At 56.5% G+C, this 14,116-nt stretch carries 12 protein-coding genes; 8 read left to right on the top strand and 4 right to left on the bottom strand.

Annotation, left to right across the window (positions count from 1 at the left end; all coding sequences use genetic code 11):
- Positions 1 to 40: 40 nt before the first annotated feature.
- From tap to cheZ, 5 genes are read left to right on the top strand one after another with little or no spacing between them, the layout of a single operon-like run.
- Positions 41 to 1,642: a methyl-accepting chemotaxis protein IV gene (gene tap, locus EXW94_RS06495; protein WP_010432521.1), complete on the top strand. Its 1,602-nt coding sequence runs from the start codon at positions 41 to 43 to the stop codon at positions 1,640 to 1,642.
- A gap of 19 nt (positions 1,643 to 1,661) precedes the next feature.
- Positions 1,662 to 2,528: a protein-glutamate O-methyltransferase CheR gene (gene cheR, locus EXW94_RS06490; RefSeq protein ID WP_100166014.1), complete on the top strand. Its 867-nt coding sequence runs from the start codon at positions 1,662 to 1,664 to the stop codon at positions 2,526 to 2,528.
- Positions 2,525 to 3,574 (top strand): chemotaxis response regulator protein-glutamate methylesterase, encoded by a 1,050-nt coding sequence (locus EXW94_RS06485; RefSeq protein ID WP_120157981.1) that lies wholly within the window; start codon positions 2,525 to 2,527, stop codon positions 3,572 to 3,574. The genes cheR and EXW94_RS06485 overlap by 4 nt, the downstream gene beginning before the upstream one ends.
- 16 nt (positions 3,575 to 3,590) lie before the next feature.
- Positions 3,591 to 3,980, top strand: a complete 390-nt coding sequence (gene cheY, locus EXW94_RS06480; RefSeq protein ID WP_010432528.1) for a chemotaxis response regulator CheY — start codon at positions 3,591 to 3,593, stop codon at positions 3,978 to 3,980.
- 10 nt (positions 3,981 to 3,990) lie between these two features.
- Entirely contained in the window at positions 3,991 to 4,635 is a 645-nt protein-coding gene (gene cheZ / locus EXW94_RS06475) for a protein phosphatase CheZ (protein ID WP_029485121.1), read from the top strand.
- 47 nt (positions 4,636 to 4,682) lie between these two features.
- Here cheZ and EXW94_RS06470 read toward each other — a convergent pair whose 3' ends face one another.
- The 4 genes from EXW94_RS06470 to EXW94_RS06455 form a co-directional block, all read right to left on the bottom strand.
- Positions 4,683 to 5,849, bottom strand: a complete 1,167-nt coding sequence (locus EXW94_RS06470; RefSeq protein WP_228864729.1) for a fimbrial protein — start codon at positions 5,847 to 5,849, stop codon at positions 4,683 to 4,685.
- A gap of 2 nt (positions 5,850 to 5,851) precedes the next feature.
- Complete coding sequence (locus EXW94_RS06465) at positions 5,852 to 8,308, bottom strand: fimbria/pilus outer membrane usher protein (protein ID WP_254797806.1); 2,457 nt, start codon at positions 8,306 to 8,308, stop codon at positions 5,852 to 5,854.
- Between the two features lie 93 nt (positions 8,309 to 8,401).
- Positions 8,402 to 9,094, bottom strand: a complete 693-nt coding sequence (locus EXW94_RS06460; protein WP_174339747.1) for a molecular chaperone — start codon at positions 9,092 to 9,094, stop codon at positions 8,402 to 8,404.
- A 138-nt stretch (positions 9,095 to 9,232) separates the two neighbouring features.
- Positions 9,233 to 9,808, bottom strand: a complete 576-nt coding sequence (locus EXW94_RS06455; RefSeq protein ID WP_108417576.1) for a fimbrial protein — start codon at positions 9,806 to 9,808, stop codon at positions 9,233 to 9,235.
- 506 nt (positions 9,809 to 10,314) lie between these two features.
- Between EXW94_RS06455 and flhB the strand changes: the two genes are divergently transcribed.
- Genes flhB through EXW94_RS06440 form a run of 3 tightly spaced genes read left to right on the top strand, consistent with a single transcriptional unit; the run spans position 10,315 to position 13,926 of the window.
- Complete coding sequence (gene flhB / locus EXW94_RS06450; RefSeq protein ID WP_010432535.1) at positions 10,315 to 11,463, top strand: flagellar biosynthesis protein FlhB; 1,149 nt, start codon at positions 10,315 to 10,317, stop codon at positions 11,461 to 11,463.
- On the top strand, positions 11,456 to 13,534 hold the full coding sequence (gene flhA / locus EXW94_RS06445; RefSeq protein ID WP_089598182.1) for a flagellar biosynthesis protein FlhA: 2,079 nt from the start codon (positions 11,456 to 11,458) through the stop codon (positions 13,532 to 13,534). The genes flhB and flhA overlap by 8 nt, the downstream gene beginning before the upstream one ends.
- Positions 13,531 to 13,926, top strand: a complete 396-nt coding sequence (locus EXW94_RS06440; protein WP_174339941.1) for a flagellar protein FlhE — start codon at positions 13,531 to 13,533, stop codon at positions 13,924 to 13,926. Before flhA ends, EXW94_RS06440 begins: the two co-directional genes overlap by 4 nt.
- Positions 13,927 to 14,116: the final 190 nt, after the last annotated feature.

Here is a 14,116-nt window from a genome sequence, read left to right as displayed (position 1 = left end):
CAATTAAACCGCGGCTGCTTGCCGCTTGATGGGAGCGTGGATGTTAAATCGTATTCGTATCTCGACCACACTGTTTTTGATTCTGATCCTTTGCGGTGTGTTGCAGGTTGGCAGTAACGGGTTGTCTTTTTGGGCGTTTCGCGATGGTTATCAGAATTTGCAGGAAGTCGAGACGAGTAATCAGCAGCGCTCCTCGCTGGCACAAACCCGTGCCGTGCTGTTGCAGGCAAGTACTGCGCTGAACAAGGCGGGAACCTTGACCGCGTTGAGCTATCCGCCGGATGACATCAAGGCACTGATGGCGACCGCGCGCGACAGCCTGAAGCAGGCTGACGCACAGTTTAAAGCCTTCACGGCGCAGGCCACCGACAGCGAGAAAGAGAAAGCGCTGAAAGCGGCCATGAAAAAGAATTTTGAACAGTGGTACAGCGATCTGGACCACCAGGCGACCTGGCTTGAAAACAACCAGCTTTCGGATTTCATGACCGCGCCGGTACAGGCGTCTCAGGCGGCGTTTGACGGCAGCTTTAACGCGTGGCAGCAGGATATTAACCAGTCTGTTCAGCGTGCCGGTGAAGCGAGCCGTACCAGCTATCACATGTCGGGCGTCATCTTTGCCGTGGTCGTGATTCTGGCGGGGTTGCTGACCGGCGGCGCGTTGTTCTGGGCACGCAAGATGATTGTGCAACCGCTGGCGATTATCAGCAGCCACTTCGACAGCATTGCAAAAGGCAACCTTGCGCGTCCGGTGGCGGTGTACGGGAAGAACGAAATTTCGGCCATCTTTGCCAGCCTGAAGGCGATGCAGGGATCGCTGCGGGAAACGGTGAGCGACGTGCGGCAGGGCAGTTATGCCATGCACACCGGGATCTCAGAGATTGCAGCTGGCAATAACGATCTCTCATCCCGCACCGAACAGCAGGCGGCCTCGCTGGCGCAGACGGCGGCCAGTATGGAACAGCTGACCGCGACGGTAAGCCAGAACGCCGACAACGCGCGTCAGGCGTCGGATCTGTCAAAACAGGCGGCGATGACGGCGAAGCGAGGGGGCGACCAGGCCTCTCACGTGGCCAGCACCATGCAGGATATCGCCGCCAGTTCGCAGAAAATTGGCGACATCATCAGCGTGATTGACGGTATCGCGTTCCAGACCAATATTCTGGCGCTCAACGCCGCCGTTGAAGCGGCGCGTGCGGGGGAGCAGGGGCGCGGGTTTGCGGTCGTTGCGGGCGAAGTGCGCAACCTGGCGAGCCGCAGCGCCAACGCGGCGAAAGAGATTAAAGGGCTGATAGAAGAGTCGGTCTCCCGTGTTCAGCAGGGTTCTGCCCTGGTCGATACGGCGGCGAAAACCATGACCGAAATTGTCACTTCCGTCACCCGGGTTAACGACATCATGGGTGAAATCGCCTCGGCGTCGGATGAGCAGCGCCGTGGGATCGAGCAGGTGGCCCAGGCCGTCAGCCAGATGGATCAGGTCACGCAGCAGAACGCGTCGTTAGTGGAAGAGGCGGCAGCCGCGACCGATCAGCTGGCAAACCAGGCCGACCATCTTACCGGGCTGGTCGCGGTGTTTAATGTCAAAGAGCACGTTGAAGCAGTAACAGAAGTCGGGCGGTCGCAGGCCGTGCCAGTTGTATCCTGAATGTGATTAAGAAGGCGCTATGACATCACCCACGCCCTCAGGGCAAACGTCATTATTGTTACAGATGACACAGCGCCTCGCGCTGTCCGACGCGCATTTTCGTCGGATATGTCAGTTAATCTACCAGCGTGCGGGGATCGTGCTTGCGGATCATAAGCGAGACATGGTCTACAACCGGCTGGTGCGGCGCTTGCGCACGCTTGGGCTGGATGATTTTGGTCGCTATTTGAGCATGCTTGAAGCGAACCAGAACAGCGCCGAATGGCAGGCTTTTATTAACTCATTAACCACCAACCTGACGGCGTTTTTCCGTGAAGCTCACCACTTCCCGGTGCTGGCGGACCACGCGCGTCGACGCAGCGGCGAGTATCGCGTCTGGAGTGCGGCCGCCTCGACGGGGGAAGAGCCGTACTCACTGGCGATCACCCTTGCAGATACGCTGGGCATGGCGCCCGGACGCTGGAAAGTCTACGCCAGCGATATCGACACCGAGGTGCTGGAGAAAGCGCGTAACGGTGTTTATCGCCAGGACGAACTGAAAACGCTGTCGCCTCAGCAGCTGCAGCGTTACTTCATGCGCGGCACTGGCCCGCATGAAGGCCTGGTACGCGTACGCCAGGAGCTGGCGAACTGCGTCGAATTCGCGCCCGTTAACCTGCTGGATAAGCAGTACAACGTGCCGGGTCCGTTCGACGCCATTTTTTGCCGTAACGTCATGATCTATTTTGATAAAACGACGCAGCAGGACATTTTGCGTCGCTTTGTTCCGTTGCTCAAGCCTGACGGTTTACTGTTTGCCGGGCACTCGGAAAACTTCAGCAACCTCGTGCGTGAGTTTAGCCTGCGTGGGCAAACGGTATATGCGCTGAGTAAGGAAAAAGCATGAGTAAAATCAGGGTATTGTCTGTCGATGATTCGGCGCTGATGCGCCAGATCATGACTGAAATCATCAATAGCCACAGCGATATGGAGATGGTGGCGACCGCTCCCGATCCTCTGGTAGCGCGGGATTTAATTAAAAAATATAACCCCGACGTACTGACGCTGGATGTCGAAATGCCGCGCATGGATGGCATCGATTTCCTTGAAAAATTAATGCGCCTGCGCCCGATGCCGGTGGTGATGGTCTCCTCCCTGACCGGGAAGGGCTCGGAAATCACCCTGCGCGCGCTCGAACTGGGGGCGGTGGACTTTGTCACCAAGCCTCAGCTCGGCATCCGCGAAGGGATGCTGGCCTACAGCGAGATGATTGCCGAGAAGATCCGCACTGCGTCCCGGGCGAAGCTTGCGGCGCACAAACCGCTGTCGGCACCGGCAACGCTGAAGGCCGGTCCGTTACTCAGTTCGGAAAAACTGCTGGTGATTGGGGCGTCAACTGGAGGAACAGAGGCAATTCGTCATGTACTCCAGCCATTGCCGCTATCAAGTCCGGGTATTCTCATTACGCAGCATATGCCGCCGGGATTTACCCGCTCGTTCGCTGAACGTCTGAACAAACTGTGTCAGATCAGCGTGAAAGAGGCGGAAGACGGCGAGCGCGTGCTTCCGGGACATGCGTACATCGCGCCGGGCGATAAGCACATGGAGCTGTCGCGCAGCGGCGCGAACTATCAAATCAAAATTCATGACGGACCGCCGGTTAACCGGCACCGTCCGTCGGTGGATGTGCTGTTTCATTCGGTGGCGAAACATGCGGGGCGCAACGCCGTGGGAGTGATCCTGACGGGGATGGGCAACGACGGTGCCGCCGGAATGCTTGCGATGCACCAGGCTGGCGCCTGGACGATTGCGCAGAATGAAGCAAGTTGTGTGGTGTTCGGCATGCCGCGCGAGGCCATCAATATGGGTGGCGTGAGCGAAGTGGTCGATCTTAGCCAGGTAAGCCAGCAGATGCTGGCGAAAATCAGTGCCGGACAGGCAATACGTATTTAAAGAGGAGTGTAGTTTTATGGCGGACAAAGAGCTCAGATTTTTGGTTGTGGATGACTTTTCCACCATGCGTCGCATCGTGCGTAACCTGCTGAAAGAGCTGGGCTTCAACAACGTTGAAGAAGCAGAAGACGGCGTTGATGCGCTGAACAAACTGCAGGCGGGTGGCTTTGGTTTTGTGATTTCCGACTGGAACATGCCGAACATGGATGGTCTGGAACTGTTGAAAACCATTCGTGCCGATGCCGGTATGGCGTCACTGCCGGTGCTGATGGTGACCGCAGAAGCGAAAAAAGAGAACATCATTGCAGCAGCCCAGGCGGGCGCAAGCGGCTATGTAGTGAAGCCATTCACTGCAGCAACCCTGGAAGAGAAGCTCGGCAAGATCTTCGAGAAACTCGGCATGTGAGGTGATGGATATGTTGCAACCTGCTATGAAACCCGTTGAAGAACATTCACCGAGCGACATTATCGCCCGCATTGGTAGCCTGACGCGCATGCTGCGCGACAGCCTGCGTGAACTGGGACTGGATCAGGCTATCGCCGAAGCAGCAGAAGCGATTCCTGATGCACGTGACCGTCTGGACTACGTTGTGCAGATGACCGCGCAGGCCGCTGAACGTGCGCTGAACAGCGTTGAAGCGTCACAGCCGCATCAGGACGCGATGGAGAAGGGCGCGAAAGCGCTCACCCAACGCTGGGACGAGTGGTTTGAAAACCCTATCGAGCTGGCTGACGCGCGCGAGCTGGTGACCGATACCCGCCAGTTCCTGGGCGATGTGCCGGGCCACACCAGTTTCACCAACGCACAGCTGCTGGACATCATGATGGCGCAGGATTTCCAGGACCTCACCGGTCAGGTTATCAAGCGCATGATGGATGTGATTCAGGAGATTGAACGTCAGCTGCTGATGGTGCTGCTGGAGAACATCCCGGAACCGGCTGCCCGTCCGAAACGCGAGAACGAAAGCCTGCTCAATGGCCCACAGCTCGACGCCACCAAAGCGGGCGTTGTGGCAAGCCAGGACCAGGTGGACGACCTGCTGGACAGCCTCGGCTTCTGATTGAACGGATAACCCTCAGGTGCTGTTTCAACCTGAGGGTTATTCTGCTAGCGAAGATCCATCTTCACCGTCACGTTACCCTCAAAGCGGCCCGGTTCAGGCTCGGCATTTGTGGTGCTCACTGGCGCCGCCTGAATGTTGACCACGCCGTTTCCCTGCTCGTCCATCGTCACCGGAAACTCATAGGTGCCATCCAGCGCGACGTTCTCGCTGTTTTCATCGTACACCCGCACGCCGAGATCGTCTCTTTCCAGAAGCTTCGCAATGTACGGCGTACTGCTATCTGCCACGCCCTGGTCTGCTGAGAGCGTGAGCTTTATCCGGTCCGTATTCCCGACGGCGTTATCGTCGCAGTGGTAAGCAATCTCGACATTTTTGAGGGCATAGCCTTTAGGAGGCTGCCCCTTACTGATGAATTGCTTGCTGACAATGCTGCCGAATTCAACCTCAATGGTGCTCCCCGCGTTGATGGTGCAGCTTAGCGGCGCCGATAGCGTGCCGCTAAACCAGATATCTGAGACATGTTCCGCCTCTGCGGGATCGCAGCTTGCCCCCGTGCCGAAATAAAGGCAGGCGTAGTTTTGCGCGACGATCGTTGGCGGGATCGCCTCTTGTCCCAGGATGGGTTTTTTTACGTGCAGCACGATCGCCACGACGTTCCATCGGAAATTGCGCTTTACCGCGGCAGCGCCGGTCGGCCGGGTGTCACTGCTGCAGACGCTGGCATCACCCTCGGTTTTGGATAGTGAGCTTTCGGTAACGCTATGCATGCTACCCCTGGGTGTCGGGTAATCATTGATAGTTAGCGGAGTCAAAAAACTGCCGTCTGGAGAGTTGATGGCGTCGGCGTAGCCGGTGATATCGGCATCAATTTTATCGGTCAAATAGCCATAGCCGTTTGTTCCCGGACTCAGCGGGCTGCCAGCCAGCGTTTTTTCATAGATTGTGCTGGAAGAAAAGAGATTTCCCGGGCAACTGCAGTTGGCCACACTGTCCGGGCCATTGCCGACCAGATGGTCGGGCACATCGTAATCATGATTGGCAATATTATCGCTGGACGAAAATTCATGGTCGAACGAGGTGGTGTAGGTTTGCGGCGCCCCGAAGCAGTTGTGGAGTAACGTCACCGCGCCCTGGCACGGGGTGGTCGCAGCCAGGCTTAATGCCGTAGTCAGTAAGGCCCGGACGGCCTGTTTCATGAAGATAGTTGCCATATTTATTCCTGCTGACAAAGTGCGCTAACCGAACGAATACCGTTAGGGCTTTCAGTTTGACTGGCTGACGATGGGGTAATGCTGGCGCGGCACTGCTGGCCTGCGGCATGACCCCATTTCACCGTGAGTTCTACAGCCTCCCCAATACCGGCCAGATAGACGGTGCCGGTATCATCGACAATGCCGCTCATCACCGGGGCGTTGCTGGTCGCGATGGCACCGAATGGGACGAGCACTCCGTTTGGACGCTTCAGGGTGATCAGCATCCGATAGCCTGTGTGAGCGTCGAATCTGGCCAGCACCGCTGCGTTGCGCGAGGGAATGACGGTGATGGCGGTATTGCTGCTGTCCACGTTTTCCGGCAGGCTCGAGGTATCAATACGAATAGTGTTTTCCTGGTATGGGGTAAGCGACGGAATGACGGCGTTGCCCTGCCAGTCGGTCTGTATGCCTCGCTGGTTCTGGAAGCGGACGCCGGAAGCGTCGTTGGCGCTCACGATGGCAAACTGGCTGCCTAAAGGCTGAGCCAGCGTGATGCCCTGAGGATGGGCAACAATACCGCCGCTAATGCCATAGTTAAGCTGCTGAGAGGTATCACTGGAAGCGTAATAACCGGCGGTCAGGTTGGCGTATTGCGAACGGTAGCTGCCGTATACACTGCTGGTATCTTCTCCGTCGTGGTTGGAGTGGCTCTGCTGCAGCGAGTAGCTCAGGCGCTCGTCATCCAGCAGCGTGCCGCTGAAGCCAAGGTTTTGCCGCGTATAGCCGTCTTTGGTGTTGCTGATGTTATAGCTGCTCCAGGCGCGGGGCAGCCATCTGGCGAGAGGAATGCTGAACCCGAAAGAGACCATTCTGTCGGACTCTTCGCCGTTGGTTTTGCTGTAGGTATAGGCCAGATGGTAACTCGTCCCGGCAATAACGGTATTCATGCCAACCGACAGACTGCGCTCCTTATTTGAGGTGCCCCAATAATCCTGCTGATAGCCGTTAAGATAAAGGCTGAGTCCTGCCAGGGTCTGGCTGACGCTGGCCTGAATGCGGTTGCGCTTATTGTAACGAAACAGCAGATCGTCTTCGTGGCCGTCAAGCTTTTGGTTAGCATCGGCAAAACTGTAGTATCCGCGGCTGGAGTAGCGATAGCTGCCCAGGCTGAAGTTGGTATTGGTCGAATCCAGTTTGCCGGTATAAAGCAGACGCCATGACTGGCCCGTATGCTGACTGTCATCGTCGAGCCGGGTATCGGCCAGGGTGACGTCAGCCGACAGCGAGCCCAGTTGCCCAAGCGCCAGGCCAACGCCAGCATTGGCGGCGCTATAGTCTCGCGATAGCGTCAGCCCCCCAAACCCGGTGAGCAGGTTGTTTACACCGTAAATCATGCTTCCCTGGAGAAAGTCGGGCTCCTTTTGATCGCTCCCGCTGTCAGCGCGGTAACGGCCCGCCGTCAGTTCGTACTTCATACGTCCCGGGCGCAGCATGACCGCGATGCTGGAGTAGGGCTGCGTGAAGTGGTGCTCGGTGCCGTCGGCCTCTTTCACCGTGACGTCCAGATCGCCGCTGTTGGTGGTGGAATAGAGGTCATTGATCTCGAACGCCCCCGGCGCGACATTTTGCTGGTAGATAAGATAGCCATTCTGACGCACCGAGACTTCCGCGTTCGAGCTGGCGATGCCGCGTATGACGGGGGCGTACCCTCGCTGGCTGTAGGGCAGCATCTCTTCATCCGACGCAAGGTTGACGCCGCGGAACTGTAAGCTATCGAAAACCTCGCCCCGTGTGTTGCTCTCTCCGGCGGTGAACTGCGTCCTAAGGGCATCGACGTCATGCTGGAGGAAGGTATTGATGGTCTCCCACTGGTTTTCACTGTCCGAATGGCTCCACGTCGAATAGTTGCGCACTCGCCAGCCGCCCAGATTGGCGCCGGTGCGCAAATTCAGGTACTGATTGGTAATGCTGTTGTTCCCGCTGTCCTTATTTGTTGACCCTGAGAACGCATAGTCACTGAACATGACGGGCACCCCGTCGTCCCAGCGCGAGGGATCGATGTAATCACGGCCGGACCCGTTTAACGCGGCCTGAGGAATACTCAGCGCTAATGTCATGGTCGAGAAATCAAGCTGCGCGGACGCCAGGGGTATGTAGCTGCCGAGCGTGTTGGGCAGGGGCTCACTGGCTGGCAGTGCCTGCAATTCGGGATAACGATCGACAGCGATCCCCCAGGCGCGCAGCATATCTGGCGTGAGCTGTGGTATCAGTGCCCCTTGCGGAGAGCTGACGTAGGTGACAGTGGCGTCCCTCAGGCGCCGGTCATTCACCTGAATTCTTGAAGACCAGGTGCCGGGAAGCTGAGCGTTCGACTTTGAAAAAAGTGACAGGTCGATATCCTGTTGGGACAGCATATCCCCTTCGAGCGATGAAGGAGAGAAGCGATACTCACGGGCCTGCGACGAGCAGCTCGCCATAAGCAAGACGCCGCCAAGGCAGTGCAAAAGCGGATTCAGTCTAAAGATCCGCCCGTGTGACAAATAATTACGTCCTGTAATCATTGCGGTCTTTTAATCCTGCGCCAGGGGAGAAGTGTATTTTTCGGAAGCGTTGCCGTAATCGGTGATGCAGCGCCAGGTGACGCTCGTACCCTGCGCGCCGTTTGGAAGCGGAACGGCAACGCTGGATTTAGGGCCAACCATGTCGGCTTTCTCGACTTTTTGCGCGCCCAGCGCAAGTGAATCAAAGACGCTATAGAACGCCCCGTCGTTGATGGCAGTGAGCTGCTGTCCGTGACGAACAAAACGCAGGTTTTTACAGGATTCGGAGGGAGTGCCGCTCAGCCCGACCGGACGCCAGAACAGTTTCAGGCGCGTTTTATAGATGAGACGCAGGACGTTTTTGTCTTCCTCATCCGCCGCCGTGGCGGGGACGGTTCGCACGTTCAGATAGAACAGCGACTCTTTATCGCCCGGTAAGGACATGCCGTTCCAGGTAATGCGCAGGCTTTGCTCTTTTTGTGGATCGAGGCGAAAGAGGGGCGGTGTTACAATAAAAGGCCCGTGCGTTTTTCCATCACCTGTGTCCGTCCAGGACTGTATAAGCCAGGGCAGTTCGCGATCGTTATTTTGTAAAGGCAGGGCAACTTCCTTTTTTGCGGCATCGTAAATTATGCGTGTGCGACCTATCTGAACGCCTGCTGCGTGGCAAAGGGTACTCGCAATAACAGGAATGCATAATAAGAGCTTGAGGGGAATGCGCATGGTGAAACCTTTAATAAAGGAGGTTGAGAAAAATGATAATAGTCCGAATCCGGACCCGGACTATTATCAGAGCATGACTCCTTAAACGTCATGATGCTGAGAAATATATATATCCTCTGAATGTCAAAAAGACGATTATTAGCGGTAAAGAATATTTACCGTCATATCCGCGTCTGCCGGACCGGCGGTGACCTCGGCAGCAAAGGATTTATAACGGGCATTAAAATCCGCCTGAATAGTGTCTGACGATTTTGTTGCCAGCTCGATATAGACCTGGCCTTCCGCACCGTCCATGGTAATCAGTTGGTCATCTTTACCCGCCGGGCTAACGGCAACGCCGATCCCGGTTGCTGCGGTGTCGCCCGTGGTGGTGATTTTACTGACGTCGAGCAGCGTATTGGTACCGGTCAACGTCGTTGGGCCGTTGAAGGTTAGCTGCACTGCCGGGAGGCCGTCGCTTTTTAACGGACAGTTTGCCAGCGTAATGGTGAACGGCATATACGTGGTTTCTTTCCCAACCTCGGTAAACACTGATTTAGGATAGGTGCCCAGTGGAATAGTGCTGTCCGTGCCATTGTCACCCTCGATCGTACAGCTTGGTTCAATAATCTCACCCGTGAAGTGAATGGTGCCCGCATTCATTTCCGCGGCGAAACTATTCATCGATACGGCGGCGAGCGCTATGCCCGCAAAAATATTATTTTTTAAGTCCATCTAACATTTTCCTTAAAGTGAACGCTATATTTGGCATGCCCTTTACGTTTTCGCGACGTCAAATCATGCCGCGCGAAATTATAGCGATTAATTTCCCTCAGGTAAGGGTGTTTCAGGATTAATATTATATAGTCTAATGCAGTGCGGTTGGTTTTCAGAATAATAACAGGTAGAGGTTCAATTACTATTAATTATCGAATTCACATATTTATATCATTCATGCAAAACCAAACGGTGAGAATGGCGGTATATGTTAATTTTCCTCTCGATATTTTTTTGTCATCGACGTTCATTAAAGTTGTGCTTAATTCATTTTGTAATATAAAACACATCAAAAAAAACTGGACTTTGTTTGTTCGTTTATTATTTGCGCTATCCACGCTCGGGTGAAGGGCAGGGCGTGAGCGTAAACTGGATAAAAAGACCCGGTTATAGGGTTTTTTCAGCCCATTGATGAAAGGCGGTGCTGGCATGATACCCGTGACGTAATGGGCTGAGCATGCACTGTGGCAGAAGAGAACGACGACAAAACGGAAGCCCCCACACCCCACCGACTTGAAAAAGCGCGTGAGGAAGGGCAGATCCCCCGATCCCGAGAACTGACATCCCTGCTGATCCTTATCGTAGGCGTGTGCATTATCTGGCTGGGTGGGGAGTCACTCGCCCGTAAACTGGCGGGGATGCTCTCTTCTGGGTTACGTTTTGACCACAGCATGGTCAACGATCCCAATCTCATTCTGGGTCAAATCATTATTCTGATTAAAGGCGCCATGATCGCCTTACTGCCGCTGATTACCGGCGTGGTGCTGGTGGCGATAGTGTCGCCGATCATGCTGGGTGGTCTGGTGTTCAGTGGCAAATCGCTGCAGCCGAAGTTTTCTAAACTCAACCCGTTTCCCGGTATAGCACGTATGTTTTCGGCCCAGACCGGGGCTGAGCTGGTTAAAGCGATCCTTAAATCGACCCTGATGGGCAGCGCTGCCGGGTTTTATCTGTGGCATAACTGGCCTGACATGATGCGCCTGATCAGCGAATCGCCGCTCAGCGCCATGCGCAACGCCATGAACCTCATCGGGCTTTGCTCGCTGCTGGTGGTGCTGAGCATCATCCCGATGGTGGGCTTCGACGTCATCTTCCAGCTCTATAGCCACTTCAAGAAGCTGCGCATGTCGCGTCAGGATATTCGTGACGAATATAAGCAGATGGAAGGTGACCCGCACGTGAAAGGGCGTATCCGCCAGATGCAGCGTGCGGCTGCTCGTCGACGCATGATGGAAGACGTGCCTAAAGCCGATGTGATCGTCACCAACCCGACCCACTATTCCGTTGCGCTGCAGTATGACGAAAACAAAATGAGTGCGCCAAAAGTGGTGGCAAAGGGGGCTGGCCTTATCGCGCTGCGTATCCGTGAAATCGCGACGGAGAACCGCGTCCCCATTCTTGAAGCGCCACCGCTGGCGCGTGCCTTATATCGCCATGCGGAAATTGGGCAGCAGATCCCAGGTCAACTTTATGCCGCCGTGGCGGAAGTGCTGGCCTGGGTATGGCAATTAAAACGCTGGCGTCTGGCTGGCGGTCAACGACCTGTGAAACCTGAAAACCTTCCGGTGCCTGACGCGCTGGATTTTTTGAACGAGAAGGACACTGATGGCTAATCTGGTGGCAATGTTGCGCCTGCCCGGCAACCTGAAATCGACCCAATGGCAGATCCTTGCCGGGCCGATTCTCATCCTGCTAATTCTGTCGATGATGGTACTGCCGCTCCCGGCATTCATTCTCGATCTGCTTTTCACATTCAACATTGCGTTGTCCATCATGGTGCTGCTGGTGGCGATGTTCACCCAGCGCACCCTGGAATTTGCGGCGTTCCCGACCATTCTGCTGTTTACCACGCTCCTGCGACTGGCGCTGAACGTGGCGTCTACCCGTATCATTCTGATGGAAGGCCATACCGGCGCGGCGGCGGCGGGTAAAGTGGTTGAGGCGTTTGGCCACTTCCTCGTGGGCGGTAACTTTGCCATCGGTATCGTGGTGTTTGTCATCCTCGTGATCATCAACTTTATGGTTATCACCAAAGGTGCGGGGCGTATCGCGGAAGTTGGCGCGCGCTTCGTGCTGGACGGGATGCCGGGCAAGCAGATGGCGATCGATGCCGACCTGAACGCCGGGCTTATCGCAGAAGATGAAGCGAAAAAGCGCCGCGCGGAGGTGACGCAGGAAGCGGACTTCTACGGTTCGATGGACGGTGCGAGTAAGTTTGTGCGCGGTGATGCCATCGCGGGCATCCTGATCATGGTCATCAACGTGGTCGGGGGGCTGCTGGTCGGCGTCCTTCAGCACGGGATGGACATGGGGCATGCAGCGGAAAGCTATACGCTGCTGACCATCGGTGACGGTCTGGTCGCCCAGATCCCGGCGCTGGTTATCTCGACCGCAGCAGGCGTTATCGTCACCCGCGTGAGTACCGATCAGGACGTGGGTGAGCAGATGGTGGGGCAGCTGTTCAGCAACCCCCGCGTGATGCTGCTGTCGGCGGCGGTGTTGGGCCTGCTCGGCATGGTGCCGGGGATGCCAAACCTGGTGTTCCTGCTGTTCACCGCGGGTCTGCTGGGCCTGGCCTGGTGGATGCGCGGACGTGAAATGAAACCGGCGGCAGAGCCCGCGCCGGTGAAAATGCCGGAAAATACCCAGGCCGTGGAGGCCACCTGGAACGACGTGCAGCTGGAAGATTCACTGGGGATGGAAGTGGGCTATCGCCTGATCCCGATGGTGGACTTCCAGCAGGATGGCGAACTGCTGGGGCGTATCCGCAGCATCCGTAAAAAATTCGCCCAGGATATGGGCTTCCTGCCGCCGGTTGTTCACATTCGCGACAATATGGATCTGCCGCCCGCGCGCTACCGCATTCTGATGAAAGGTGTCGAAATTGGCAGCGGTGATGCCTATCCGGGCCGCTGGCTGGCGATTAACCCCGGCACCGCCGCGGGCACGCTGCCGGGCGAGCAAACCATCGATCCAGCCTTTGGCCTGGCGGCTATCTGGATTGAGAGCGCCCTGAAAGAGCAGGCGCAGATTCAGGGCTATACCGTTGTTGAAGCCAGTACCGTGGTGGCGACCCACCTCAACCACCTGATTGGGCAGTTCTCCGCCGAGCTGTTTGGGCGTCAGGAAGCGCAGCAGCTGCTTGACCGCGTGACGCAGGAGATGCCGAAGCTGACGGAAGATCTGGTTCCGGGCGTGCTGACGTTGACCACGCTGCATAAGGTGCTGCAAAACCTGCTTGATGAGAAGGTGCCGATCCGCGATATGCGCACCATCCTGGAAACACTGGCCGAGCACGCGCCGCTGCAAAGCGATCCGCACGAGCTGACGGCGGTGGTACGCGTGGCGCTGGGCCGTGCGATCACCCAGCAGTGGTTCCCTGGCACCGGAGAAGTGCAGGTGATTGGACTCGATACGCCGCTTGAGCGTCTGCTGCTGCAGGCGTTGCAGGGTGGTGGTGGCCTTGAGCCGGGTCTGGCCGACCGCTTGCTGGCGCAGACGCAGGAGGCGCTGGCGCGACAGGAGATGCTGGGTGCGCCGCCGGTTCTGCTGGTGAATCATGCACTGAGGCCGCTGCTTTCACGCTTCCTGCGACGTAGCCTGAACCAGCTGGTGGTGCTGTCGAATATGGAGCTGTCGGACAATCGCCACATTCGTATGACGGCGACCATTGGAGGAAAATAATGCGGAAGTGGCTATGGATACTCTTTTTTCCGCTGGTGGCGCAGGCCGCAGGTGAGGGAACGTGGCAGGCCAGCAGCATGGGCGTCACGCTAAGCAATCGCGGGGTGGCAATGTCTTCGCGTCCGCTGTCGCCGCCGGAACCGGCTTCTGGCCTCATGACGCTGGTGGTCTGGAACTATACGCTGATTGGCCCAACGCCCGCCGGGCTGCGGGTGCGTCTCTGCTCTCAGATGCGCTGTACCGAAATAGACGGTGAAAGCGGAACGACCCAGGCGTTCAACGGTGTGCCCGCCGTCGAGCCTTTACGGTTTATCTGGGAGGTGCCGGGTGGCGGTCGCCTGATCCCGGCGCTGAAGGTTCAGCGCAATTCCGTCATCGTCAACTACCGTTAACTGCCTGCCTTTTCGCCAGCCTTCAGGCAAATCTGATGGCTGGCTCGCAAAATTGACCTCGCCTTTTGATGCAATAGAAACGCTGTTTTATAAATAAGTGACACGCGTGACGACACTCTTTGCATTTTTGCCATTCACCCCTGTGCGATGGCAGAAACAGAAAGGTATCAACAAGTCGATACTTTTACTG

Source organism: Enterobacter sp. JMULE2, from assembly GCF_013337145.1.
In the GTDB taxonomy this organism is placed as follows: Bacteria; Pseudomonadota; Gammaproteobacteria; order Enterobacterales; family Enterobacteriaceae; genus Enterobacter; species Enterobacter mori.
The sequence above is the reverse complement of the archived record's forward strand: the minus strand, read 5'-3'. Positions and strand labels throughout refer to the sequence as shown.